This window comes from Prochlorococcus sp. MIT 1318, from assembly GCF_047304505.1.
Taxonomy (GTDB): domain Bacteria; phylum Cyanobacteriota; class Cyanobacteriia; order PCC-6307; family Cyanobiaceae; genus Prochlorococcus; species Prochlorococcus marinus_D.
The window spans coordinates 1267323-1291349 of record NZ_CP138958.1 but is presented as its reverse complement, the minus strand read 5'-3'; the positions used below and the strand labels follow the sequence as shown (position 1 = coordinate 1291349).

The following is a 24027-nucleotide window of genomic DNA, read 5'->3' as shown; positions in this document are numbered from 1 at the left end:
CTATTCATGATGCCGAACCCACCTCTTCTCCCTGTTGGTGTGGACCTGGAGGTTTTGTTGCCGCAATTGAGGCGATTGAGCTGGGGTGCTGCAGACATCCTGCTGGCCTATGCCCGGGGAGAACAGCCACCGCATGGATTTTCTAAGGCTCTGAATGTTGACGATGGTGGTGAGGGGCCTGTCTCTGCAGCTGACCTTGCGGTGAACCGTTGGCTTCTGGATGGCTTAGAGGCGAATTTCCCCTTGGCAGATTGGACTTTATTGAGTGAGGAGACGGCAAAGGAGCAACTCACTGCAGGCGAACCCCTAGCGGCGGAATGGTTGTGGATCCTTGACCCCTTGGATGGCACAAAGGACTTCTTGCAGGGCACAGGTGAATACGCCGTGCATCTTGCCTTGGTGCATGGTCAACGCCCAGTGCTTGGCGTGGTACTCCTGCCAGAAGCCGAGGAGCTTTGGTTCGGTGTGATCGGTTCTGGTGCCTGGTGCGAAGACCGGCAGGGACAACGTTCGCCAGTGCGTTTTAGTCAGCGCCAGGCTTTTGGTGAGTTGATGCTGGTAGCGAGTCGCAACCACCGCGACAATAGGCTTGAACAGCTGCTAGAGAGTCTTGCTCTTGGTGGTAGCAAGGCTGTGGGCAGTGTGGGTTGCAAAGTAACCACGATTTTGCGCGGAGAAACAGATCTGTATGTCTCTCTTTCAGGTCGTAGTGCTCCAAAAGACTGGGATATGGCGGCTCCAGAGGCGGTGCTGATGGCTGCAGGGGGATGTTTCACTCATGCTGATGGACGCCAGCTTGCTTACAACAGCGGTGATGTGCGTCAGGCCGGATGTTTGATCGCCAGCCATGGCCTCGCCCACGCCCAGCTTTGTGAAGCAGCGGCGCGGGCTATGCAAGAGATCGACCCAGGCTTTCAGGTTTGAATTGACCTGAAGCTCATCAGTTGAGAGGGGCTACAGGAGTTGGAGCTGGCTGTGATTGAGTCTCTTCGCCGTTCTGAGGCACGCCTCTGAGTGTGAGGTTGATACGGCCACGATTGTCAATCTCTCGTATCCGTACTGTCACCTCATCACCTACTTTCACGACGTCGTCGACCTTCTCCACGCGAGCCTCTGAAAGCTGGGAGATGTGGATCATGCCCTCTTTGCCGGGCAGGATCTCTACGAAAGCCCCTATCGGAATGATCCTTGTGATGGTTCCGGTGAACACCTCCCCCTCGTTTACTTTGCGGGTGAGTCCTTCGATGATGCGTTGGGCTGCCTCTGCAGCAGCCCCGTCATGAGAAGCAATCGTGACGATGCCACCGTCTTCAATGTCGATCTTGGTGTTCGTGCGTTCTGTGATGCCCTTGATTGTGCGACCACCAGGTCCAATCACTGTGCCGATCAGTTCTGGATCGATTCTGAAGCTCAGCAGGCGCGGGGCATGGGGAGAGAGGCTAGTCCTGGGAGCGTCAATGGCTTCCAGCATCTTCTCGAGGATATGGATCCTGGCAGGGCGGGCCTGATTGACAGCTTCTGCAATGGTTTTTACCGGAAGGCCGGTGATCTTCATGTCCATCTGCAGGGCCGTGATGCCATCTTTTGTTCCAGCCACCTTGAAGTCCATATCACCGAGGAAGTCCTCGATTCCCTGGATGTCAGTGAGGATACGAATCTCGGAATCTTCCTTGATCAAGCCCATGGCGGCTCCGCTGACTGGAGCTTTCAGTGGAACACCTGCATCCATGAGGGCCAGGGTGCTGCCGCAGACCGAGCCCATCGAGGTGGACCCATTGGAGCTCAGGACTTCGCTCACCACCCTGAGCACGTAAGGGAAGGTGTCCTTGGGAGGCAGTACTGGAATGATGGCGCGTTCAGCGAGGGAACCATGGCCTACCTCACGGCGCCCGGGCGATCGCATGGGACGTGTCTCGCCAACGGAATAGGGGGGGAAGTTGTAGTGGTGTAGATAGGTCTTCTCAGGTCCAGGGTTGAGGTCATCCATCTCCTGGGCATCACTGGGTGTGCCCAGGGTGGCGGTGGACAGCACCTGGGTGAGTCCGCGTTGGAAGAGTCCGGATCCGTGCACGCGTTTTGGCAGCACGCCTGCGGCGGAAGTGATGGTGCGGACCTCATCGAGCTTGCGACCATCGACGCGTTTGCCTTGTTTGATGATCTGCTCACGCATCAATTTTTTGGTGAGCGCCTTGAAGTTGTTGCTCAAGAGTTTGCTGTTGGCATTCACTGACTTGCGAACAGCATCGTCTTCTTTGAGGCTGTCAATGGCTTCAGCTGTTTTCGCTTTGATGGCATCCAACTTGCTATCGCGTTCAGCTTTGGTCTGCTCAAATTGCTTAAGCACTTCCCCAATGCTCTTGCTGCAATTTTTTTCCAGATAAGTCGACAGCTTGGTGTCTTGAGTGGGGGGTTCCGGCTCTACCTGCTTAATCCCTGCATCCTTGAGGATTGATTGCTGTGCCTTGATTAATTCGCAGACGGCTTCATAGCCAAAGTCGATGGCTTCGATGACGTCCCCTTCTGGCAGCTGGTTTGCACCGGCTTCAACCATGACAACCCCATCTGGGGTGCCAGCTACCACGAGATCGAGATCGCCACGTTCGATTTCTCGATAGCTGGGATTCAGAACGAAATCATCACCGAGAAGCCCTACCCTTACTGCAGCCATTGGCCCCTGGAAGGGGATGCCTGCTAGCAAGGTGGCCATGGAAGCTCCCGTAACGGCAAGCACATCTGCTGGAACCCGTTCATCGAGAGAGAGGCATGTTGCCACGATCTGAAGGTCGTCCCTCATCCAGCTAGGGAATAAGGGCCTCATGGGGCGGTCGATTAGACGAGCGATCAGTGTGGCTCTCTCTGGCGGGCGTCCTTCACGTCGCATGAAACTGCCAGGAATGCGGCCAGCTGCATAGAGCCGCTCCTCGTAGTCGCAAATCAGGGGAAGAAAATCGATGCCTTCGCGGCCTGTCGATCTGGTGGCGGTTACCAGGACGGCGGTGTCGCCGCATTCAATCATCACTGAACCACCGGCCTGGGGGGCATATCGCCCTGTGGTCAGCCGAATCTCCCGACCATCAAAGGAGATCGACTGTGTCTGACCTTGCACGTTCTCTTATGTTTTTTTGTCAAGCACCATACTGGCACTTTGCCGAGTCAACTTTCGTGGAATTTTGGAATTGATTCCTGTTGCTTCAGTTGCTAAGCAATAAAAAAGAGGGATGGATGACTTCAATCCCTCTTGTGAATGAGTAAGAGCTCTCTACTCCTATAGATGCAGAAATGGTTTGAGAGTTACCAGCTGGACTTAACGACTCCAGGAAGTTCGCCCTTGTGAGCTCTTTCTCTCAGCTGGTTGCGGCATAGCCCGAAGTCGCGATAGACGCCTCTTGGCTTTCCTGTGGCCCAGCAACGATTGCGGATGCGGCTTGGAGCACTGTTGCGCGGGAGAGCTTGAATCTTGCGGTGGATCTCAAGACGTTGCATTGGATCCTTGGCTGCATCGAATGCTGCCATTAGAGCCGCTCTCTTGGCTGCGTAGCGCTCAACAATCTTCTTGCGCTTTACATCACGGGCGATCATTGACTTTTTAGCCATGCGGCAGGTTTGAAGCGCGAGGGTCGATAACGAACTTTACCTTCCAACTGCTGTAATTGTTTTGCTTGCCCAGTTTTCAGCTGCTCAGGCTCTTGCAAATAGGGAAGATCAGTGACCGATCAGCTGTTGCACAACCGATAGTTGAGTGGTGTCGCGAACGATCAGCACCACACTGAGACCTACTAATAAAAAAAAGCCTGATTGCATAAAAGCCATTTGGATTCGCTCCGGAATTGGTCGCCCACGCACGCCTTCTAATAGCAGTAGCAACAGTTGGCCGCCATCAAGTAGGGGTAGCGGAATGGCATTGAGTACGGCGAGATTGATCGAAAGCAATGCCGCGAAGAGCACTAGGCCAGAACTACCTTGGCTGGTTAGCTGGGCGCCCATTTCGACAATCTTCACAGGACCACTGACTTGTTGGGCTGTGGTTGCGAAATCGGTGATGAGTCCTGAATAGCCCTTAACGGTTCGACTGAGTAGGGAAATGAATTGGCTGTCAACATGGTTCAGAACCTCTCCGGGGCCCTGGGCCCGGCGGGTTTTGCCTGTGACGTTGGCCTGCAATTGGGCGCCCACCCTGCCATTGCCTTGTTGCTCAGCGGGGATGAGCACAATCTTGCTGAGTTGACCCGAACGGACTGTGTCCAGGTGAATTTTGCTGCCTGGTGACTCTTTGATTTGACTCACCAGGGCCTGGATCGCTTCTTGACCTCGCCCTAGCTCGTTGCCATCCATGCTGAGGATTCGATCGCCAGCGGCTAGCCCTGCAGCAGCAGCGGCTTCTCCAGGTTGAACCGCTACAACGATGACACCTGGATCAGGTTGGCTTGGCAGCCCGATCATGACCGCTTGGCCCATTAGCACCAGCCATGCCAGCAGAAGATTGGCCATGACCCCTGCACAGATCACCAGGGCTCGTTGTCTGATAGGCCGGTTGCGTAGTAAGTCGGGATCATCAGGGGGGATTTCACTATTTTCGTCGTCATCCGGAAATGAAACGAAGCCCCCTAAAGGCAAAACTCGCAACGCATATGTGACACCCCTTCGTTGTCGTTTAATCAGCGCCGGTCCAAACCCGATCGAAAATCCATTCACACGGATTCCCTGAGCAGTGGCAGCAAGAAAGTGCCCAGCTTCATGAATGATGATCAGCAGGGCTAGAACCGTCAGCGCCGCAAAAACGTTCATTCAGCTTCTAGTAATTGGTTCATTGTGGCTCTAGTCGATCGTTGCCGAAATAAGGCACAAGTGCCTTGGGGAGCAGGACACTCCCATCAGATTGCTGGCCTGTTTCGAGAAGGGCAGCCATGGTGCGTCCGACCGCCAGACCACTGCCATTGAGGGTGTGGATGAGTCGGGTACCTTTTTCGTCTTTGGTGCGAATAGCAGATCGCCGTGCTTGGAAGTCTCCACAGATACTGCAACTTGAAATTTCCCTGAAGGCGCCTGCTCCTGGTAGCCAGACTTCGAGGTCGTAGGTGCGTGAGGAAGAAAACCCTAGATCACCTGTGCAAAGTTCAATCACCCGGTAGGGCAATTCCAAGGCCTGCAGCACGGCTTCGGCATCGGCTGTGATCTGAGCGTGGGCAGCCTGCGAATGGTCTGGATGGACGAACCAATAGAGCTCCACCTTGTTGAATTGATGCAGCCGGATCAGGCCACGGGTGTCTCGTCCATAGCTGCCAGCTTCGCGGCGAAAGCATGGACTGTAAGCGGCGTATCGCAGTGGCAGTTGGTCAGCGGGGATGATTTCATCGCGGTGCAGAGATGTCACCGGCACCTCTGCAGTTGGTGTTAGCCAGAGGTCGTCTTCAGCGCAGCGGAAGCTTTCTTCGGCGAATTTTGGCAGCTGGCCAGAGCCCGTAAGGCTGGCGGTATTCACCAGTACCGGAGGCATCACTTCTCGATATCCCTTTGAGGTATGAAGATCGAGCATGAAGTTGATGAGTGCTCGTTCCAGTCGTGCGCCCTGACCCATCAGGGTGACGAAGCGACTTTGGGCAATCCGTACAGAGCGTTCTGTTTCGAAAAGTTTGAGCTGCTCGGCAATTGACCAGTGCTCCAGAAGGTCTTTCCCTTCACGTGGCTTACCCCAACGGTGTCTTTCTTGGTTGTCGTTCTCGTCGCGTCCTTCAGGACAATCAGGGGAGGGCAGGTTTGGCAAGCTCAGCAGTTGCTCTCGCAATCGGGCTGATAGTTGTTTCTCCTCCTCTTCTAAAACAGCCACCTTTTGCTTGATTAGGTTGCCTTGCTGTCGTAGTTCTGCCACATCGCTGGCTTTTGGGTCGCTTCCCCGCTGGATCCGTTGACCGACTTCCTTGCCGATCCGATTTCCTTCTGCCTGGAGGCGGCTGCGCTGTTCCTCGAGATTTCTTTGTTGCTGGGCGATCAGTTGTAGGCCCGTTAGATCTAACGTCATGCCCCTTCGGCCCAGTTCTTTGGCAATCAGGTCGGGGTTGTCCCGCACCAGGCGCTGGTCAAGCACGAGGGTTTTGAATTCAGCGCGGGCAGCCTAAGTGTTGTTGGCCCAGCAAATGAATCCTGTTTGGTTACGCCTATTCAGCCTGCGAGATTGGAAGCAACAGAAGATGCTGCTCGGGCCCTTCCGCTAGCGGCCCATTCCTTAAGGGCGTTGAGTTGTTCTCGGGCTGTGCGGGAGAGCGGCACCAGTTGGCTGGCAGCAAGAATTAAGTCGGTCTCTCCAAGTTCTCGGCGTTCTGCGAAGGCCAAGTGCATGGCCTCAATCACAGTCTGTTCGAGTTCGGCACCTGAAAAGCCTTCGCTTCGATCGATGACCGCAGCCAGGGGCAGGTTTAAGTTTGGTCTTCGTCGCTGTATATGGAGCTCAAGGATGTTGCGGCGTTCCTCGCTGAATGGCAGGTCAAGCAAAAAGATTTCGTCGAAACGACCTTTGCGCAGAAGCTCTCCAGGTAGGCGTTCTACGCCATTAGCGGTAGCGACGACAAAGACCGCGGAGGTTTTCTCCGCCATCCAGGTGAGCACGTTGGCAAGGACACGTTGACTGGTGCCGCCATCACTTCGGGCATCACCACCAAAACCTTTGTCGATCTCATCGATCCAGAGAACGCATGGAGACATGGCTTCTGCCCGCTGGATCGTCTCTCTGGTACGTGCCTCGCTAGCACCCACTAGCCCGGCAAATAGGCGGCCTACATCGAGGCGAAGCAGTGGCATCGACCAGTTGTGGGCGATGGCCTTGGCGGTGAGCGATTTGCCTGTGCCTTGGGGGCCGATCAGTAGAACGCCGCGGGGCAGTGGCAAGCCAAAGTGACGAGCTTCGTCGGAGAATGCCTGATGGCGTTGCTCCAGCCAACCCTTAAGGCTATCGAGGCCGCCTATGTCGGCAAGCGAGGCTTCTGTAACGCAGTACTCCAAAACCTCACTGCGGGCGACGGTCTGACGCTTTTCCTCAAGCACCTCGGCGAGATCTGCCCAACCTAGTTTGCCCCGCTGTGCTAGGGCTCGGGCTGCTACCTGACGCACCCTCATTTCGCTGAGGCCGCTGCAAGCGTGGGTTAGCTCTTCTAAAACGTCGGCTGAAAGGGGGGAGCCGCTTGCCTGGGCGATGTTCTCCAGCAGTGTTCGCAGTTCTGGTTCCTGCGGCAGAGGTAGATCGAGAATGGTCAGGGAATCATCAAGATCGCTGGGCGGAGTCCATGGCCCTGAGCAGAGAACCACAGTGTGGGGTTGATGGCGCAAGTGAACCGACAAGTTGCGCAACATGCGTGCGATACCAGCGTCTTCGCAGAAGTGATAAAAATCTTTGACTAGCAATAGGGTTGGACTACTTGCATCAAGTTGTTGCAGCCATTGAAGGACGGCCATCGGTTGACGTGCCCCAAGCCCTTCTTCGTTAAGCACGCCTTTAAGGCCGCCAATAAAATCCCAGCTAGCAAGGCGACGGGGCTGTAGTCGTTTTGCGGCTTGTTCAAGCAGCACTTCAACACGCTCCTCTTCGCTGCTGCGAATCCAAAGGAGAGGTGTTCTGGCTCTGATTAGTAGATCCAGGTGGTTATCCCAGCTCGTCATGGCGAGGTGAGTTTGTGTAAAGCTGCCCAGCGTGGATCGAGATCAGTTCCCTCAGGTTTCACGGCAGTGGTTTGGGCTGAGGGCTGCAGTTGAGCTGGACCGGGGCAATCGGCCCCACAACGCTTGACTAAAGGCATCTGCAGACTCAGTTGTTCGAAAACCCAACGTTCTGGGTCAAAGCTGCCAAGAGGGTCAAGGCACTCCATCAGTGCATCCATATCCTCGCAATGGCTCGAGCCAGTGAGTTCGTTTGGGTTTGGACCATTGCCCTTCAGCCAGATCAGTTCTTCGGTATTACAAGCAAGGTTTTGATTGAATTCGCTTAGGCATCGATCACAGCAGAGGGTGACGATGGTTTGGAATTTCCCTTTCACTTCAAGAATGCTGCCTTGATGCTCGGCGCTGATGCTGCCTCTCAATGGAGTGAGAGAGGCCATCTCATCCAGATGTCCCTCGATCGACCAGTGTCGAGGAGCAGCCAAGGCTTTCAGGTCTTGCAATGAAATTGGTTGGAGCCCTGGGATCATTTACTACGTTTTTTAGGTTCAAAGGGAAGGCGATCTGATCCACCGATGGCTTCTGTTGCTAAAGCAGGTTTGGATTGCTGGTCATTGAGGATTTTCTGCAGGTTCTCAGGTAGGGCTTCACGACTAAGCAGAAAAGTTTGACCTGCTTGAAAGATGTTTGCGATCACCATATACAGCAATACACCTGCTGGTAGTGGAAAGAACAAAAACATGCCAGTGATCATCACTGGCGTGATCTTGTTGGCTGTTGATTGTTGAGGGTTCGCAGGCAGCCCCCTGCCGGACAGGATCTGCGAAACCAAAAGCGTCAAGCCGAAACCACCAACCAGAATTGCGATATCCCAGTTGATTTCCCCATCGACGTAGAAACCAACTTGACCAAGGGCCTTAATGAATAGAAAGCCACTTTGGGCAGCAAGGCCAGGAATTTTGCCTTGAACAGTGGCATCGCCTTCAGCCAAAGCCTGGACAGTGCCATCGGCCGACACCTTGACAAGATCATCCCCCTTGGTGACGCTCCAGGTTGGCGTGAACTTGGTTCCACCTTCTACGCCAGAAAGCCTGCTTGTGAAGCTTTCGCCAGTGAGCGTTTGCAGCTTGATTTGGGCCTTGTCTCCAACTCCTAATTTTGTGCCTCTTGGCAGAGACGCAATGACTGGGAAATGTTTGGTTTCACTGATGAAAATCGAATGCTTGCTACTGGTAAATGGCTTGGGTTCAATGGCTGCAATTTGGTCGCTAGGCAGCACCTTGAGGTTCACCAAATAAGGCACATCAGCAAAAGGTGATCCTCGAAGGGTTGCAAACAGGGCGAAGAGAATTGGCATCTGTACCAATAGGGGTAGGCACCCTGAGAGGGGGTTGCCGAACTCCTTCATGACTTTCCCTAGTTCCTCCTGTTGCTTCTGAGGGTCTTTGGCATAACGGCTCTTGATTTCATCCTGGCGCTTCTTCATGGCCGGCTGGGCGATCCGCATGCGACGAGCGCTACGAATGGATCCAGCACTTAAGGGGAACAGTGCTAATCGGATGACCACTGTGAGGGCGACGATGGCGAGGCCATAGCTCGGCACTAATCCGTAGAAGAAATCCAGGATCGGGAGCAGAATGTTGTCGGAGATGTACCCGATCACGATCGATTGCTGAGGGTGGATGGAACTGTGATGCCAGTGTGCATCAGCACCTATATGGCTGGGTTACACGCTAGGAGCTATTTAAGCCGCAAAGCCCTTTAGATCCTGGGGTGAACCTTTGGCCCTGCGGGCGCTAATCCGTGCATTGATGTATTTCTCGGTTTCTCTGAAGCTAGGTAAAGAGCGCATCTCAAGTCTTGAACCATCGTTGAGTACCAGTACCATGTCGCCCCAGGAGCCCAGGCCACGGGGCACTGAGCGAACCTCCTTGATTTGGCTATACACGACTTGGGTCTTATCGCGTCCCAGCCATCCCCCAGTCACCGAAACGCGTCGATTGGTAATGCGAAAGCGCAGCCACAACGCTCGAATCACCGCCCCAATGGTGAAAGGAAGGCCAATCAGAGTTAGCCCCATCAATAGGTTGATGATGAGATCGCTTTGAGCGGGGCCTCCTTCATAGAAGACCTCTTCTGAGGTTGTGATCATGACAACAAACCTGCTTCATGGAGCAATCTGTCGCATTCTTCTAGCAATGGAGACGCCTCTATTGCGGAGGCGACTGGCTTGAGGCTGATCAGCACCCAGTGATTGCAATGCTCGGGTGCAACCTCAAGCCTGCTTCTTAGGTGATCGTGCAGAAGTCGACGCAGACGGTTGCGAATGACGGCCCGTTTACTCACTTTGCTGCTGATCACAACGGCACAACGGCATGCCGTGGAGTTGTGGTGCCGATGGGGTGCTTTGAGCAATTGGAGATCTGCTTCGATGACACGGAGCACCATTGAAGTTCCATAAAAGCGATAGCCCCACTTCTGAAGGCGCTCAAAACATCGACTTCCCCTTAATCGCATTGATGCTGGCAGCACCATTGGAGGTTGGCTTCCTGAGGAAGTGGCGTGATTTGAGTGATTGACCCGCAGTGTTATGGATTAGACCGCGAGACGTGTGCGGCCACGTTTTCGGCGACTGCGGATCACTCTTCGACCAGTGTGAGTTCGCATGCGCACACGAAATCCTGAGACGCGCTTTCGCTTGCGGCTGGTTCCACCAAAGGTTCTTTTTGTCATTGAAGGAGAACGGCGTACAGTCTTTTATCAGTCGACAAACTTATCAGTTCAGTTGATGTCAATGAGCCAGCTGCCAAGGTAGCCGCCCATTGGCACATCTCCAGGAGCTTGGGCAAGGGCATTGAACTGGAACATCCCACGTTGGTCGGGGTTAAAGATTTTCATGACCACCGCATAGGTGCCTTCTGTAGGGATGGGGGTGTCCGGGAAGACTTCAATGCTTGTTTGGTCTTCAGAGACTTCGAAAATCGCAGGAACCTCTTCTTTGCAGCGGGTGCGTGAGAGCATGCCCCCTAGATTGACAAGGCAAAGGTTCAGTTTGTTCGGGTTGATCTTTGCATCGAAATAGTCAGGGACAGAGATGCTTAGCTTGAGGATCGCAGTTTTGCGGTCCTTGGGTTTCAGCATTAGGTAATAGGTTGCTCGGTCACGCCTGATGGTTGAGCTTTGCCAGTAATAGAGCTTTTTATAGTCTTTAGAGTTCTCCCAGCGAAATTCAAGTAGCGCTGGTGTTGCCTGGGCTCTGGCCTTTGGTGGTGTGATGCTTTCAAGCATCACACTGGAACCGATCAAACCGGCAGTGAGGCCTCCTAAGGCAAGGGTGCCTGGAATACAAAGCCTGAAGAGCTGCTTAACCATGAGATCAAAGCGGGTGTGTTGTTAACCACCGGCACTTAAAAGTAAATTGATTCTCCTTTGCTCTCCTCGATGAATCACAACGACTAGGACGGCCTAGTAGTTGGCAGCTTTTGGTGCGGCAAGTGATTCAGCATCGATCTGGACGCAGTAGCGCGGTTTCGCCAAGGTAGGGATGTTGAGGGGGCTGATCTGAAGGCAGCCAGGCATGGGCAAGCATGCGGATGCAGCGTTTGAGATCCCCCTCGACATACATTTGCTGGCAGTCCAGCAGTGCTATCGACTCCCATCCTGCTTGACGGCGCGCGATCGCTGCAGGGAAACAGGCGTTTAGGTCTGCCGTTACAGAGAACGTGATGGACACGATTTCTGCAGGGTTGAGTCGATTGCGTTGCATTAGCGCTTGCACGAGCTCGCTGACGGCTGCCTCGATGGCTTTGGTCGTGTTGGCAGAGCTTGTTGTGGCACCTCTGAGACCGTGTAAGTGGAGGCCTCCATAAGGGATGGAAGTGGTCATGGCAGAAAGAGCCAGAGCACCTGACCACTGTTGCCAAGCTCAAGGTTGAGAAGCTCTGCAAGTTTGGATAGGAGTTTGCTGCCTGGTAGAAATCCCGCTAACCGTTTTTTGGGGCGTCCCAGTTTGAGCGTTTGGGTGTTGGCTTCATCAAGGTCCGCCAGCTTGGCCGCAAGTTTTCGAGCATGTTCTTCATCTCCCAGCTCATCGACGAGTCCGAGATCATGGGCCTGAGCTCCGCTGAACACACGGCCGTCGGCGAAGTTGCGCACCTCTTCGGCACTGAGATGGCGGCCTTCAGCTACCGCGTTCACAAATTGCTCATAGCTGCTATCGATCAGTGATTGCAGTAGCTGACGCTCCTCTGCTGTGAGTGCGCGATCAGGCGAGAGAATGTCCTTGTAGGTGCCGCTTTTTACTGTCTCGAAGCGGATGCCGATTCGCTCCAGCAATTTGGAGAGGTTGTTGCCCCGCAAGATGACCCCGATTGAGCCAGTGATTGTGCCGGGATTGGCAACAATTTTTTCTGCAGCCACCCCGACATAAACACCGCCGGAGGCGGATACATTGCCGAAGCTCGCTACAACATGACAACCCTTTTCTCTAAGCCTGAGCAGGGCCGCATGGATTTCCTGACTGTCACCGACAGTTCCTCCTGGGCTGTCGATACGCAGCAGAAGAGCGGGAAACTCTCTCTCTTCAACTTCCTTGATCGCTTTCAGCACCCGCTCGCGCGTTGCACCGCTGATTGCTCCGTCAATGGTGATCTGTGCGATCCTTCGGCGAGATTTGCGTCGCCAGAGCCAGCCCATTCAATTTCTTCGTAGAGGATTGGATCTTAAAAAGGAACCTGCTTGTTGCCTTCATGTTGTCAATACGGCACTGGCTGTTGATGGTCCTGCCCTTTGCCCTTTGGGGTACGGCCATGGCTGCGATGACACCTCTGGTGATTTCGGGCGGACCGCTTCTCGTCGCTTGTCTGCGCCTTTTGCCAGCAGGAGTTGTCATCCTGCTGGCCTTGCCGTCGCTGGGACGTCACTGGGCTATCGCCTCAACTGACAGGATTTGGTTCCTGGTCTTTACGGTTGTTGATGCATGTCTTTTCCAAATGTTCCTGGTCAAGGGCTTGGCCTATACCGGAGCAGGGATGGGATCGGTGCTGATTGACTCCCAGCCATTGCTGGTAGCTCTGCTGGCACGCAGCCTCTTTGGAGAGTCCATCAACCCAGTTGGCTGGATGGGTTTGATGTTCGGTTTGGTCGGGATTATCTGCCTTGGTGCCCCGCCGGATTTGTTGCGCCATTGGTGGTTGCTAGGCGAACAGGCCTCTGGTTCCAGTTTGTTGGAGCAAGGGGAAGGCTGGATGCTCGCAGCAGCCATCGCCATGGCCTTAGGCACAGTGCTGAGCAGGTATGCCTGCCGTAGCAGTGATCCCGTTGCGGTCACTGGTTGGCACATGGTCTTAGGCAGCTTGCCGTTACTGCTCTGGCACAGTTTTGATCGCACATGGCCTTTGTGGCCTGATTGGACTGGCTTTGATTGGGGATTGATGGCCTACGCCAGCTTTTTTGGCAGTGCCCTGGCCTATGGATTGTTCTTTTGGCTCGTCAATCGGGAGGAGCTCACAAGCTTTAGCACCCTGGCATTCCTTACACCGGTGTTTGCCCTTGCTGCTGGTGGCGTTTGGCTAGGAGAACGGCTTCAGCCTCTGCAATGGTTCGGGGTGGCTTTGGTCCTGTTTTCGGTGCTTGTTGTGAGTCAGCGTCGTCGACTATGGGAACCGGTTGAAGTGGACTCGGATGTGTTGCCGAGGGAAATCGGCTGATGTTATTTCGTTCCTTGCGCTTGGATGGAGATGGTCCACTCTGCTGGCCTGCCGCTATGGCACTTCAGAAGATATTGAGTCTGGTCACGAACATAGCCAGGGATGCCACCATCACTAGATGGTGCTGACGTTTGCTGCGACGGTGTTGCTGTCTCCTCTTCAACGGCGTCGAGGTCTGCTGCTGATCCTGGCTTTTGGGGTGGCTCTATGCCTTTGGCAGTTAGGAGACTCTGGTTTGGTTGATGAAACCCCGCCTCTCTTTGCCGCGGCAGGTCGTGCCATGAGTACTACAGGAGATTGGCTGACGCCGAGGGTTAATGGTCTGCCTCGCTTCGACAAGCCTCCTCTGGTTTATTGGCTAATGGGGTTGATTTATGCCTTGCCCGGCCATGAGATCTGGGACCCATTAGGGACATGGGCGGCACGTCTTCCTTCTGCGCTTGCATCTGTCGTGATGATGCTGGCCCTTGGTGACACTGTGATGTGTTGGCCCCAGAAGGATGACGCTTGTCCACGCCGAACAGCTGTTGCGGTGGCCTTTGCCTTTGCTCTTTCGCCACTGGTCATGGTCTGGAGTCGGGTTGCTGTTAGCGATGCCTTGTTTTGCAGCACCTTGGGGGTGAGTTTGCTTCTGCAGTGGCGCCGCTTTGCTGCCCCGAGTACCCAGCCATGGTGGTTGGCCTGGCTTGTTTTGGGTTTAGCAGTGCTTACCAAAGGACCAGCGGCTGTCGTGCTGACTGGCATGGTGCTTGTTCTATTTGCTTTGCTGCAGTGGAATTTGGCCAGCCTTTGGCAGCGGTTGCGCCCTCTGCCTGGTTTGTTGATTACTGCCCTGATCAGCCTGCCTTGGTATGTGGCGGAATTGCTTGTGGAGGGACAACCTTTTTGGGATAGCTTCTTCGGCTATCACAACCTTCAACGCTTCACATCAGTAGTCAATAGTCACCTACAGCCCTGGTGGTTTTTCGGGCCTGTCTTGGTGGTTGCGTCCCTGCCATTTACCCCCTTGCTGATCCTTGGGCTGTTGCAGGCCGTCTTTCCAGTCAGAAAGGGCGGTGCGCTTTGCCAGAAAGAGCCTGAGGGATCTCTGCAGAGTTTTGCAGCCTGTTGGCTGCTAGCTGTGTTGCTGCTATTCACTTGCGCTGCCACAAAATTGCCAAGTTATTGGTTGCCTGCGACACCGGCGGCCGCGTTGTTGATTGGATTGGCCGCAAGTGTTTCCCCTCAACAGCGACCAGGTCTTGTTTGGGCATGGGGCGGATCAGTTGTTTTGGCGGGATTGTTAGCGGCAGGGCTTTGGGCTTCACCGTTCTGGGTTGAATGGATTTATGACCCGGAGATGCCCACCCTTGCGGCAGAACTGCTGGCTAGTCGTCTTGTACTCAGGGCAGCAGTTTTTTTCAGCCTTTCGGTGCTACTTGGGATCTGGTTGGCTTGGCGGCCACGGCCTGGGCGATTGCTGGCCCTTCAAGGGCCATTGGTTGCTTTCCAATTGTTTTCGTTCTTACCGATGTGGGCGTTGGGTGACAAGGTGCGCCAGTTGCCTGTAAGGCACGTTGCTCAACTGTTGGTCGCTTCTCAGAAGTCTCGCGAACCCTTGGTAATGGTTGGGGCAATCAAACCTTCACTTCACTTCTATACCGATCAGGTGGTGGTTTATGAGGGGCGCTCTGCGGGTGCGTTAGTGAACCTGGATGATCGATTACGAGAAGAAGAGCGCAGGGGATGGTCAGGTCTGCCTATTGAGGGGCCCATGGGATCTTCAACCGCTCTCGTCGTGATTGATCAGGGCACAACGCAGAGGAGGCATTGGCAGGACCTTCAGCCTGAGCTGCTTGGCAAGTTCGGGATCTATAGGGTTTGGCGGTTGGATCGCCGGACTCTTGAGAAGCGAGCGAATCAGCTCAAAGCTGAAGGTTTCCAAACTGATTGGCGGCAACCAAGACCTGAGCGTTTCTGATGTTTTGGTTGTCTTAATTGCAGGATGAAGTGGCTACTTCGACCTGCTCTTGTCATTTGCTTTTGGACCACCATGCGAGCAAGACGTCTTGGATGGTGCGTGAGCAGGATTTAAGCGTTGGTCTCCGATTGGGGCGGGTCAGCAAGTTGCAGTCTTCTACAGAAACCACAGCGTCCCCAGAGGGCCATTTCTCCAGCTGGGGCAGGACTACCGCAGGCCTGACATGCGGCCATGCCATGAACATCAATTCTGCTTGGATGTCGTGCCCAGATGCTGGCTTCACTTTCCAGCTTTGGAGTGCTTCCGGGGTGGTGTTGTTGAATGCGTAGATCTTTGATGTCATGGCCCGCGGCACGCAGGGCTGCCAAGAGTTGGGGGCGGTTATAGAGCAGGGCCTGTCTCCACTGAGGATGGCTGGCGCCGATGATCAAAACCCCTTGGCGAATGTTGAGTGGGCGGCAGTGAGGAGCAAGCAGGGGGCCTGCCAGTCGGGGCCATTCTTGCCAGAGAGCAGCCATGGAGCCTTGTTGCTTCCAGTCACGCTTAATGGATTCAAGGCAGTTGCAGAGGGCTATGACTGGGGCGGGAGGCGCTTCTTGCAGCACTTCTCCTCGACCAAGCCGTTTGCGTTGCTGATCAGGAGCTATGGCCATCTCAAAAGCCTAAGTGGAGTCTTGGCTCCAGCTCGCTAGCCTCCGAGAGGTCTTTTCAATGCCTCGATGGGCTTCTTTGACCGGTTAAGCCGCTTATTACGTGCCAATCTCAACGATCTTGTGAGTAAGGCCGAGGATCCCGTCAAGATCCTTGATCAATCGGTTGCAGACATGCAAGCCGATTTGGTCAAGTTGCGACAGGCTGTTGCTATGGCCATCGCCAGTCAGAAGCGACTTCGCAATCAGGCTGATCAGGCTGAGGGTCAAGTTAAAACCTGGTACGAACGTGCTGAACTGGCTCTTCAGAAGGGTGAGGAGGATCTCGCGAAGGAAGCCCTTACTCGTCGTAAGGGTTTCCAGGAATCTTCTACGGCGCTCACCAACCAGCTCAAGGGGCAGGAAGGGCAGGTGGAGACTCTCAAGCGAAGCCTAGTGGCTCTTGAGGGCAAGATCGCCGAGGCCAGAACCAAGAAGGACATGCTCAAGGCCCGAGCACAGGCAGCAAAGGCCCAGCAGCAATTACAGAGCGCTGTGGGCAATCTCGGCACTAACTCTGCAATGGCGGCCTTTGATCGCATGGAAGACAAGGTCCAGGCCTTGGAAGCCAGTAGTCAGGCTGCCGCTGAGCTCGCCGGTGCTGATCTTGAGAGTCAATTTGCTGCTCTGGAAGGTGGGAACGATATAGATGATGAACTATCTGCTCTTCGTCAGCGTCTTGAAGGGGGGGCTGAGGCAGTGGCTTTACCCGCCGCGGAGACGTCTTCACTTGAGAAGAGTAAGGATGCCAATGGCCCAGAGGTGGAGGCTGTCAAGGTGGCTGAGGTGGATGCTGAGTTGGAGGAACTGAAGCGCGCCATCGACAAGCTCTGAAAGGGGATGGATTTCATCGGCAGATCATTGCGCTGCAAGATGTCTTGCCTCATTTGCGGAGTTCTTAACGGCTGCTTATTTGATGTAGTAACAGATCACCAAAACACAGTTTTAGCTTTCCGTTGATGGCGACTTCAAGGCGTCTAGGCAGATTGGGTCGTGGCGTTTTTGACCGCAATGACCGCCGTAAGCAGGCTTATCGCCTGGCCAACTCAGGCCCTAAAAGTTTGCCTCTGCTGGATTTGTCACTGGGGTCCACAGACTTATCACCTCCAGTGGTGGCACTTGAGGCAATTGAAGTTTCTCTAAGGGCACCTGAGAGCTCTTCCTATTGCTTGCATGCTTCGACGAGGCCCTTTCGGGAGGCGGTCGCTGCATGGAGTCAGAGGCGCTTCGGTGTCAGCGTTGATCCAGATCGGGAAGTGTTGTTGTTGGTCGGTTCACAGGAGGGAACGGCCCACCTGCCTTTGGCAGTTTTGGATCCTGGGGATTCTGCCTTGATTTTGGATCCTGCTTATCCTTCACATCGGGGTGGGTTGATTTTGGCCGATGCCCGTATTGAACGACTGCTGCTAAGACCGGAGCAGGAATGGCGACCTGACTTCAAGGCTTTAAGCAAAAGTCAGTGGGACCAGTTGCGGATGATGGTTTTTGGGTTTCCTCATAACCCCACAGCCCAGGTAGGAGAACAGAGCTGGTTGGCGGAAGCCATGGATCGGGGCATCCGTCATCAAGTGGTGGTTGCTCACGACAATCCTTATGTGGATTTGGCACTGGACGGTGAGGCGCCAGCTCTGTTGCGTTGTCCTGGTTGGAGGGAATGCGGGATTGAGTTTTTCTCCTTATCCAAGGCCTGGTGCTTGGGGGGGTTCCGATTGGCCTTTGCGATTGGTGCTGAGCATTTGATTACAGCCCTACGTGAGCTCAAGGGTGTCGTGGATTTCAACCAATCCTTGGCTTTACAAAGAGGCGCCATAGCGGCCCTTACCGATGCCCAAGATTGGCCTCAAGAGATTCTTGGGGTTTACCGGGAGCGCAGAGACAGAACCCTGGCAGCTCTCCATGCATTGGGTTGGCATGCTCCTTGTCCATCAATGGCGCTTTATCTTTGGTTGCCGATTCCAGCCTGGGCAAAACAGCAGAACTACAACGATGAGACTTTGGCAGCAGATCTTTTGGATCAGACTGGAGTTGCCTTGACGCCTGGATCAGGTTTTGGTTCCGGCGGGGATGGTTGGCTGCGCCTGGCCCTTGTCCATCCGGTGGAAGATTTGGAGGCGGCAGTTGCCCGGATGTGGCCTTGGTGGCATGCACACATCTGAGTCATGGACTGGTGCTGCTGCGGTTGCCCGTTTGTGGCGTAAGCAGTCTTGTGGCGCTAGGCCATGGCAGTTGCGATGGCAGCCGGTCTGTGCAAGTACTGAGTTGATGTTGTCTGGTTGGCTGAAGCAGCAGCCTTGTTCAGCTCAGCAGCCTCGGGCCTTGTTTGCTGATCGCCAGACCCATGGGAGGGGACAGCGTGGTCGGGTCTGGCAGTCACCGATCGGTGGGGTTTGGATCAGTGCCGCTTTGCCCTGGTTTGATGCTCAGTGCTCTGCCGGTATTTTTGGAGTAGCGGTGGCTGTGGCGCTGGCTGAAAGGCTCGAGCTGCGGGGAGTGCCCGTGAGTATCAAGTGGCCTAACGATTTGATGGTGGGGGACCGTAAATTGGCTGGTCTCTTGCCGCGATTGGTGCACCGTGGCAGTCGCGTCAGACTGGCACGCATTGGTCTTGGTTTGAATGTTTGCAACCGTGTGCCCAGAGAAGGGATTGCCTTAGATGAGTTGCTTCGATCCGGCCAGTGTCAGCCTCTGGTCTGGATGGCAGAAGTGTTATGCGCTCTTGATCGAACCATGGATTTGGCTGGTCGAGCCGATTGGGTTTGCGCCGAAGCTGAGCGACGCCTCTGGACAAAGCAGGTTCGTGATCCGAAGGGTGGTGAATTCTGGGACGTGATCGGACTGGGACTGGATGGGTCGCTTTTGCTGAGCCAGGGTTCTCGGACCATGCGCTGGACACGTTGGTGATAACTGAGTTGGACTTTTTCTATAGTTTTTCTCGTCTGAGGATCCGATCGGGTGCCGTTTCGCTGGTTCGCTGCTGCATGGCTGCTTTCAGTGCCTGTCCTTGCCAAGCCAATGGATCCTGTTGCTCAAGCGGTTCGGCAAGCACCGTTGTTGCCTGCGCGTGAGGCTAGTCAGCTTGAGCGGCCGCAAAGGTTTGATCAATCTCTTGAAGAGCTGGAGCGCAACAAGGTGATCACTTCAGCGGAACGGCGACAGTTGGAGGGGCATGGGGTGAGTTTGACGATCGATGTGCCTCGGATGCAGCAAGCCTGTCGTAGTGGTGCTCTGTCAGCCAAGGAATGTGCCACTGGCGTTGCTCTGCGGTCCAGGGGGCGTCGAGGTCGTTCCCAGTTCAGCTTGCTACGCCGTGGTCCTGGCGGTCGGCCATTGCGGCCGCTTACGGTTCCGGTTTCGGCATTGTTGGCAGGCTCTGGGAGTGGCTTCAGCTTGGCTTCAGTGTTTGCGGTGACTCCGAGACCAAAGCCCCTGCAAGGGAATGGAGATCGTCAGCTTCTTTTCCCGATCATTGGTAGGGCTTTTACCAGTAGTGAATTCGGCATGCGTTTGCATCCTGTGATTGGCAGTTGGTTGATGCATGCGGGTAAAGACCTAGCCGCACCAGAAGGTGCTCCGGTGGTGGCGGCATTAACGGGAACTGTTGTCAGTAGCGGCCTAGCTGGGGGCTATGGCATCGCTGTTGAACTGGAACATGATGCTCCTCGCAGGCGCACGCTTTATGGGCATCTTTCAGAGATTTATCTGCGGCCTGGTCAGCGGGTTCGTCAAGGGGAGGTGATTGGTCGGGTTGGTAGTACCGGCTTAAGCACTGGTCCACATCTCCATTTCGAATTGAGACGCCCTCAGGGTGGCGGTTGGGTTGCGATGGATCCCGGTGAGTTGGATCTCAATCCACTCATGGCTTCAGGTGTCGACCCGGTTTCGCTGTTGGTCGGTCAGTTGATCGAGAGCCTCGAACGGCCTTAATCAATTCATATCTTGCTTCGCGAAGGATAAAGAAATCTTTTGATCTCTCCCAATGGAGGAATTCTGAGTATTGAGAATACAATTTGTGCAAAATCTAACAGTTAAATACCATTCAAGAGCCCACATAGGCCACGCTTTTATGCAATAACTTGCAGACATGAGAAAAGTGTAAGATGAGCGCTTGTAATTGAAATTCATTCATTCTAAATTGAAAAATATAATCAAAGCTTCAGTGCCATCATCGGCAATTTTACTCTCTCCTCTAATAGGCTCAGTTTAACCTGTTAGTGCACAGGAAGAATAGGCAAGTGAATCTCAATCAGGTTCTTACATCCAAACATGGATTGGAACAGGCTTAGGTAAAATAGTGGATGGAGAGCTTCGCCATCAAAGTGTATCTGCTGATGAGCGTACTGTCTTTGCTGGCGGCATAAGCATTGGATACGACTTTGGGTCTATCTTGGCTGATATATCTGCGCATAGATGGCATGATATAGACAGCTTTAGCGTGAATGGTCATAAATATGACTCTGATGAGAATAACTATTTTTAGAGTGTTGGCTTAGGATTGGCTCTAGATATTCCCACTAATCCCAAGCGGACTCCTTACCTTCACGCTAGTGGTGGTCAAAGCTGGGGAGACAATGCTGACGATATCGCCTGGGGTTACGGTGGAGGCATTGGCTTGACTTATGCAGCTTCTCAAGAAGTTGATATCTAAGGTCAAGTTAGTTATGGTGAGGCTTCGCCACAAACAATTGATAATGTCAATACTGATACTTCGGGTGCTTTCGGAGTTGAGGCTGGCCTGCGATTCCGTCTCTAAATGAAGCTCGATAATTTGATATTCAGCACATTTGAATAAAAGATAAGATTGATCTTAATGCAACCAATTGAAAGCTATCCATGCTAATCGGTCTTAGAGAATACTGGCTGGAAGCAGGAAGATTTGTTCTACGGATATAATACCCAAGTCTTCTACAAAGAAAAAGACCTTTGTGAAAATGTGCCGAGGGAATGAAGTCCTTCCCCACAAGAATATGGCTTAAGACATTTTCATTGTAAAAGCCGAAGGTGATTTGCATGTATTACTCTTCTCGAAGGATGAAGCCAGCCCCGCGAACAGTATGAATCAAAGTAGCAGCACCTTTTTGTTCAACCTTTTGGCTCAGATAGCGGATATAAACGTCTAGAAGATTATCATCTCCGAAGAAGTCCTCTCCCCATACGGCTTTCATAATGGCGTCACGTTCGTGAACTTTTCCTGCTCCAATCATTGAAAGATGTAGCAACTCATATTCTCTTACGGAAAGTTGAATCGTGCGATTGTCGCGCGTTACATCCCTTGTGCTTGTGTTCATCTTTAAGTCCGCTACTTGTATTGTCTCTGGTAGATATTCGAGCCCAGGTCTCCTGAGAATTGCTCTGCTCTGCGTTGCATGGCTCATAATCTGGCCATGAGCTCTTCAATGGAGAAGGGTTTGGTTAGATAGTCATCAACTCCAGCATCCAGTGCCTTGACCCGATCGGTGACATCGTCATGACCTGTGAGCATCAAGCTCGGTGTCTTAATGCCACTAGAACGAATACGTTGACAGATATCGATACCTGTGAGATCAGGTAGGTTCCAATCAAGAATGATGAGGTTTGGGGATGGATCACTTCGAGCTTTGATCAATCCTGAGGCGCCCTCCTCCGCCACGCTGACCTCATAACCCTCAACATCAAGCTCTAGGAGTAGGGGAATCGGCTTGGTTCTTCTTTGATTGATCTAATATCAGTAGCAGCCAGCTCAACGCTCTAGTCCCGAACGACTTGACCATCGTGGAAGCGCGCCACTCGGTCGGCTCTTTCGGAAACATCGTTTTCGTGGGTGACCAAGACCAGAGTGATCCCCTGATGATGCAACTCATCGAAAAGGTTGAGAACATCTTCTGTGGTTCTTGAGTCAAGTGCACCCGTGGGTTCATCAGCTAGCAGTAGAGCTGGTTGGTTGATAATTGCTCGGGCAATTGCAACACGCTGCTGCTGACCTCCCGAGAGTTGATTGGGGCGGTTTCCCATTTGTTTGCTGAGACCTACTCGCTCGAGAGCTTGTTCAGCTTGCTCTCTTCGCTGGACAGCAGGCACCCCGGCATAGATCATTGGCAGCATTACATTCTCAAGGGCTGTGGCCTGAGGGAGTAGGTGAAACTGCTGAAAAACAAAGCCCAGTTCTTGATTGCGCAGATTCGCCAGAGCGTCATCATCGAGATCTTCGACTGCTACCCCGTTGAGCCGATAGCTGCCGCTGGTGGGACGATCCAGGCAACCGAGAATGTTCATGGCTGTGCTCTTGCCAGAGCCGCTAGCACCCATCACGGCTAAATAATCCCCTTGATACACCATCAGATTGAGATGGTCTAGAGCTTTTACTGTTCCAGCTCCTTGTCCGTAGAGCTTGCTGACATCGCTCAGCACTGCTACGGGTGTGCTGCTTGCGGTTGGATTAGCCAATGGATCGTTGGCTGCCTAGAGCTATGGCTTCTTGGAGAAGCGGCGTGCCGGCTACGGCATTGTTCGCCCATTGAAAGAGAGGATTTGAAAGGATCCCCCCAACGGCTGTTACAACAACGCAACCCACTAGTGCTATTCGAAGTGGAGGCATGCCAATCGTTGACCACTGGATCGATGGATAGGACTTCACGACATCGGAAGCTTCTTTTGGTTCTTTGACCACCATCATTTTGATGACAGAGATGTAGTAATAAATCGACACTACGGAGGTCACTAGGCCAACAACGACGAGGAGGTATTGATGGTCGGCCCAGCCAGCAAAGAAAAGATAGATCTTGCCAAAAAATCCGAGCATCGGAGGTATGCCACCCAAGGAAAGAAGGCAGAGGCTGAGTCCAAGCGTTATCAACGGATCCTTCTGATAGAGACCTGCATAGTCAGAAATTCGATCACTTCCCGTGCGGATGGAAAAGAGGATGATGCAGGCAAAGGCTCCCAGGTTCATGAATAGATAGGCCGCCATATAGAGAACCATTGCAGCGAAGCCGTCTTTCGTTCCGCACACCAGGCCAATCATTACGAATCCTGCCTGGCCGATGGAGCTGTAAGCCAGCATTCGCTTCATTGATGTCTGCGCCAGAGCGACGACGTTGCCCAGGGTCATGCTCAACACAGCAAGCACGGTGAAAAGCAATTTCCATTGGTTGTCGAAGGCACCGAAGCAACCAACCAACAACCTCAGTGCAAGAGCAAATCCAGCAGCTTTAGACCCCACTGAGAGGAATGCGACCACTGGAGTTGGGGATCCTTCATAGACATCCGGGGTCCATTGGTGGAAAGGCACCGCAGCAATTTTGAAGGCCACCGTGGCAAGTACGAAGACCAGTGATAGTGCGGCCAGTGGAGTAGGGCTGGCGAGTAAAGCAATGCCAATAGCCTGCAAGCTGGTGGTGCCGCTGAGCCCGTAGAGAAGAGAGGCGCCGTAGAGAAATACTGCTGCCGCGGCGGAGCCCACCAGCAGATATTTGAGTGCTGCTTCGGAACTACGGGCATCTCGTTTCATGTAGCCAGCCAGGAGGTAGCTCGCCACGGAGAGGGTCTCGAGGGAGACGAATACGCTCACAAGATCAGTTGAGCCGCAAAGGAGCATTGCCCCGAGGGTTGCGGCCAGAAGGATGGCGGCATATTCACCAATTGGCGTGCCGCTCTGTTCCGCGTAGCGCCAGCTGATCAGTAGTGACAGCAAGGTAGAGAGCGCCACCACGGCCCGAAAGGCAATGGCCAGGTTGTCAGCCAGAAAAGCTCCAAGGAACGAGGACTCCAGAGGGGCATTCCATTGCTGGGCGAGGAGCACAAGTGCTGTGCCAAGGCCGGCATAACAAATGGGAGGGACCCAGCGGGCTGCAGCCTGCTCACCGGCTAAGTCCACAAGTAGGGTCGCCAGCATTGCGACGAGGACAGCCCCTTCAGGGGCAATCGCACCAGCATTCAGTGCAAGGTTGAGCAGCTCGCCTGGAGCTGCCATGGCCTGGGTGGCGAGAAGAAATACACCCATTTCGGGCATGACGCGTGCACGATCAGACCAATTTGCGTGACTGTAGCTGTG

General features: G+C 53.8%; 24 protein-coding genes and 1 pseudogene. 8 read left to right on the top strand and 17 right to left on the bottom strand.

From position 1 onward, the window contains the following. The first annotated feature begins 6 nt into the window (after window positions 1–6). The gene (locus tag SIB66_RS06400; RefSeq protein ID WP_063406223.1) at window positions 7–924 is read left to right on the top strand and encodes a 3'(2'),5'-bisphosphate nucleotidase CysQ; all 918 of its coding nucleotides are present in this window, start codon (window positions 7–9) and stop codon (window positions 922–924) included. Between the two features lie 16 nt (window positions 925–940). Here the strand turns inward: SIB66_RS06400 and SIB66_RS06395 are convergent, their stop codons facing one another. The 13 genes from SIB66_RS06395 to sppA all read right to left on the bottom strand — a co-directional run bounded on the left by SIB66_RS06395 (window position 941) and on the right by sppA (window position 12339). After that, complete coding sequence (locus tag SIB66_RS06395; RefSeq protein WP_063406224.1) at window positions 941–3106, bottom strand: polyribonucleotide nucleotidyltransferase; 2166 nt, start codon at window positions 3104–3106, stop codon at window positions 941–943. Between the two features lie 185 nt (window positions 3107–3291). Continuing rightward, window positions 3292–3594: a 30S ribosomal protein S14 gene (gene rpsN / locus SIB66_RS06390; RefSeq protein WP_063406225.1), complete on the bottom strand. Its 303-nt coding sequence runs from the start codon at window positions 3592–3594 to the stop codon at window positions 3292–3294. Between the two features lie 108 nt (window positions 3595–3702). Next, a complete protein-coding gene (gene rseP, locus SIB66_RS06385; RefSeq protein ID WP_063406226.1) occupies window positions 3703–4785 on the bottom strand; it encodes an RIP metalloprotease RseP in 1083 nt (360 codons plus the stop codon). Window positions 4786–4804: 19 nt separating this feature from the next. After that, window positions 4805–6082 carry a serine--tRNA ligase gene (serS, locus tag SIB66_RS06380; RefSeq protein ID WP_063406227.1) on the bottom strand — a complete coding sequence of 426 codons (1278 nt, stop codon included), beginning with the start codon at window positions 6080–6082 and terminating at the stop codon, window positions 4805–4807. Window positions 6083–6156: 74 nt separating this feature from the next. Beyond that, window positions 6157–7647, bottom strand: coding sequence for an AAA family ATPase (locus tag SIB66_RS06375; protein WP_063398359.1), 1491 nt, complete (start codon window positions 7645–7647; stop codon window positions 6157–6159). After that, a complete protein-coding gene (locus tag SIB66_RS06370) occupies window positions 7644–8174 on the bottom strand; it encodes a YceD family protein (protein ID WP_063406228.1) in 531 nt (176 codons plus the stop codon). The genes SIB66_RS06375 and SIB66_RS06370 overlap by 4 nt, the downstream gene beginning before the upstream one ends. Then, entirely contained in the window at window positions 8171–9307 is a 1137-nt protein-coding gene (yidC, locus tag SIB66_RS06365; RefSeq protein WP_063406229.1) for a membrane protein insertase YidC, read from the bottom strand. The genes SIB66_RS06370 and yidC overlap by 4 nt, the downstream gene beginning before the upstream one ends. Window positions 9308–9388: 81 nt before the next feature. Then, complete coding sequence (locus SIB66_RS06360; protein ID WP_011130738.1) at window positions 9389–9796, bottom strand: PH domain-containing protein; 408 nt, start codon at window positions 9794–9796, stop codon at window positions 9389–9391. After that, entirely contained in the window at window positions 9793–10179 is a 387-nt protein-coding gene (locus SIB66_RS06355) for a ribonuclease P protein component (RefSeq protein WP_063406230.1), read from the bottom strand. Before SIB66_RS06355 ends, SIB66_RS06360 begins: the two co-directional genes overlap by 4 nt. Window positions 10180–10239: 60 nt before the next feature. Beyond that, window positions 10240–10377 (bottom strand): 50S ribosomal protein L34, encoded by a 138-nt coding sequence (rpmH, locus tag SIB66_RS06350; protein ID WP_011825283.1) that lies wholly within the window; start codon window positions 10375–10377, stop codon window positions 10240–10242. A 48-nt stretch (window positions 10378–10425) separates the two neighbouring features. Then, window positions 10426–11016, bottom strand: a complete 591-nt coding sequence (locus tag SIB66_RS06345) for a DUF2808 domain-containing protein (RefSeq protein ID WP_063406231.1) — start codon at window positions 11014–11016, stop codon at window positions 10426–10428. 127 nt (window positions 11017–11143) lie between these two features. Beyond that, on the bottom strand, window positions 11144–11530 hold the full coding sequence (aroH, locus tag SIB66_RS06340) for a chorismate mutase (protein ID WP_063406232.1): 387 nt from the start codon (window positions 11528–11530) through the stop codon (window positions 11144–11146). Further along, complete coding sequence (sppA, locus tag SIB66_RS06335; protein ID WP_063406233.1) at window positions 11527–12339, bottom strand: signal peptide peptidase SppA; 813 nt, start codon at window positions 12337–12339, stop codon at window positions 11527–11529. The genes aroH and sppA overlap by 4 nt, the downstream gene beginning before the upstream one ends. A gap of 53 nt (window positions 12340–12392) precedes the next feature. On the opposite strand from sppA, the gene SIB66_RS06330 reads away from it, so the two are divergent. Next, window positions 12393–13352, top strand: coding sequence for a DMT family transporter (locus SIB66_RS06330; protein ID WP_063406234.1), 960 nt, complete (start codon window positions 12393–12395; stop codon window positions 13350–13352). A 118-nt stretch (window positions 13353–13470) separates the two neighbouring features. Continuing rightward, window positions 13471–15312, top strand: a complete 1842-nt coding sequence (locus tag SIB66_RS06325) for an ArnT family glycosyltransferase (protein WP_063406235.1) — start codon at window positions 13471–13473, stop codon at window positions 15310–15312. Between the two features lie 110 nt (window positions 15313–15422). On the opposite strand, the gene SIB66_RS06320 is transcribed toward SIB66_RS06325, so the two are convergent. After that, window positions 15423–15965, bottom strand: a complete 543-nt coding sequence (locus tag SIB66_RS06320) for a DUF721 domain-containing protein (RefSeq protein ID WP_063406236.1) — start codon at window positions 15963–15965, stop codon at window positions 15423–15425. 66 nt (window positions 15966–16031) lie between these two features. Here SIB66_RS06320 and SIB66_RS06315 point away from each other — a divergent pair, with 66 nt between their 5' ends. The 5 genes from SIB66_RS06315 (at window position 16032) to SIB66_RS06295 (ending at window position 20646) form a co-directional block, all read left to right on the top strand. Further along, window positions 16032–16835 (top strand): PspA/IM30 family protein, encoded by an 804-nt coding sequence (locus SIB66_RS06315; RefSeq protein ID WP_063406237.1) that lies wholly within the window; start codon window positions 16032–16034, stop codon window positions 16833–16835. Window positions 16836–16960: 125 nt separating this feature from the next. Then, a complete protein-coding gene (locus SIB66_RS06310) occupies window positions 16961–18157 on the top strand; it encodes an aminotransferase class I/II-fold pyridoxal phosphate-dependent enzyme (RefSeq protein WP_063406238.1) in 1197 nt (398 codons plus the stop codon). After that, the gene (locus tag SIB66_RS06305) at window positions 18144–18902 is read left to right on the top strand and encodes a biotin--[acetyl-CoA-carboxylase] ligase (RefSeq protein WP_063406239.1); all 759 of its coding nucleotides are present in this window, start codon (window positions 18144–18146) and stop codon (window positions 18900–18902) included. Before SIB66_RS06310 ends, SIB66_RS06305 begins: the two co-directional genes overlap by 14 nt. Before the next feature lie 51 nt (window positions 18903–18953). Further along, the gene (locus tag SIB66_RS06300) at window positions 18954–19925 is read left to right on the top strand and encodes a M23 family metallopeptidase (protein WP_063406240.1); all 972 of its coding nucleotides are present in this window, start codon (window positions 18954–18956) and stop codon (window positions 19923–19925) included. A gap of 568 nt (window positions 19926–20493) precedes the next feature. Beyond that, complete coding sequence (locus tag SIB66_RS06295) at window positions 20494–20646, top strand: hypothetical protein (RefSeq protein ID WP_236070214.1); 153 nt, start codon at window positions 20494–20496, stop codon at window positions 20644–20646. Between the two features lie 367 nt (window positions 20647–21013). Here the strand turns inward: SIB66_RS06295 and SIB66_RS06290 are convergent. The 3 genes and pseudogenes from SIB66_RS06290 to SIB66_RS06280 all read right to left on the bottom strand — a co-directional run bounded on the left by SIB66_RS06290 (window position 21014) and on the right by SIB66_RS06280 (window position 23985). Then, a pseudogene (locus tag SIB66_RS06290) lies at window positions 21014–21672 on the bottom strand (response regulator transcription factor). A gap of 53 nt (window positions 21673–21725) precedes the next feature. After that, entirely contained in the window at window positions 21726–22421 is a 696-nt protein-coding gene (locus SIB66_RS06285; protein WP_063406241.1) for an ABC transporter ATP-binding protein, read from the bottom strand. Beyond that, window positions 22414–23985: an NAD(P)H-quinone oxidoreductase subunit N gene (locus SIB66_RS06280; RefSeq protein WP_063406242.1), complete on the bottom strand. Its 1572-nt coding sequence runs from the start codon at window positions 23983–23985 to the stop codon at window positions 22414–22416. The genes SIB66_RS06285 and SIB66_RS06280 overlap by 8 nt, the downstream gene beginning before the upstream one ends. Window positions 23986–24027 lie beyond the last annotated feature (42 nt).

Bases quoted from the DNA above. Each gene is read 5' to 3' on its own strand.
- SIB66_RS06400 (WP_063406223.1), top strand. From the start codon at position 7: ATGATGCCGAACCCACCTCTTCTCCCTGTTGGTGTGGACCTGGAGGTT.
- rpsN (WP_063406225.1), bottom strand. From the start codon at position 3,594: ATGGCTAAAAAGTCAATGATCGCCCGTGATGTAAAGCGCAAGAAGATT.
- rseP (WP_063406226.1), bottom strand. From the start codon at position 4,785: ATGAACGTTTTTGCGGCGCTGACGGTTCTAGCCCTGCTGATCATCATT.
- SIB66_RS06375 (WP_063398359.1), bottom strand. From the start codon at position 7,647: ATGACGAGCTGGGATAACCACCTGGATCTACTAATCAGAGCCAGAACA.
- SIB66_RS06370 (WP_063406228.1), bottom strand. From the start codon at position 8,174: ATGATCCCAGGGCTCCAACCAATTTCATTGCAAGACCTGAAAGCCTTG.
- SIB66_RS06360 (WP_011130738.1), bottom strand. From the start codon at position 9,796: ATGATCACAACCTCAGAAGAGGTCTTCTATGAAGGAGGCCCCGCTCAA.
- SIB66_RS06355 (WP_063406230.1), bottom strand. From the start codon at position 10,179: ATGGTGCTGCCAGCATCAATGCGATTAAGGGGAAGTCGATGTTTTGAG.
- rpmH (WP_011825283.1), bottom strand. From the start codon at position 10,377: ATGACAAAAAGAACCTTTGGTGGAACCAGCCGCAAGCGAAAGCGCGTC.
- SIB66_RS06345 (WP_063406231.1), bottom strand. From the start codon at position 11,016: ATGGTTAAGCAGCTCTTCAGGCTTTGTATTCCAGGCACCCTTGCCTTA.
- aroH (WP_063406232.1), bottom strand. From the start codon at position 11,530: ATGACCACTTCCATCCCTTATGGAGGCCTCCACTTACACGGTCTCAGA.
- sppA (WP_063406233.1), bottom strand. From the start codon at position 12,339: ATGGGCTGGCTCTGGCGACGCAAATCTCGCCGAAGGATCGCACAGATC.
- SIB66_RS06330 (WP_063406234.1), top strand. From the start codon at position 12,393: ATGTTGTCAATACGGCACTGGCTGTTGATGGTCCTGCCCTTTGCCCTT.
- SIB66_RS06325 (WP_063406235.1), top strand. From the start codon at position 13,471: ATGGTGCTGACGTTTGCTGCGACGGTGTTGCTGTCTCCTCTTCAACGG.
- SIB66_RS06320 (WP_063406236.1), bottom strand. From the start codon at position 15,965: ATGGCCATAGCTCCTGATCAGCAACGCAAACGGCTTGGTCGAGGAGAA.
- SIB66_RS06315 (WP_063406237.1), top strand. From the start codon at position 16,032: ATGGGCTTCTTTGACCGGTTAAGCCGCTTATTACGTGCCAATCTCAAC.
- SIB66_RS06310 (WP_063406238.1), top strand. From the start codon at position 16,961: ATGGCGACTTCAAGGCGTCTAGGCAGATTGGGTCGTGGCGTTTTTGAC.
- SIB66_RS06305 (WP_063406239.1), top strand. From the start codon at position 18,144: ATGCACACATCTGAGTCATGGACTGGTGCTGCTGCGGTTGCCCGTTTG.
- SIB66_RS06280 (WP_063406242.1), bottom strand. From the start codon at position 23,985: ATGCCCGAAATGGGTGTATTTCTTCTCGCCACCCAGGCCATGGCAGCT.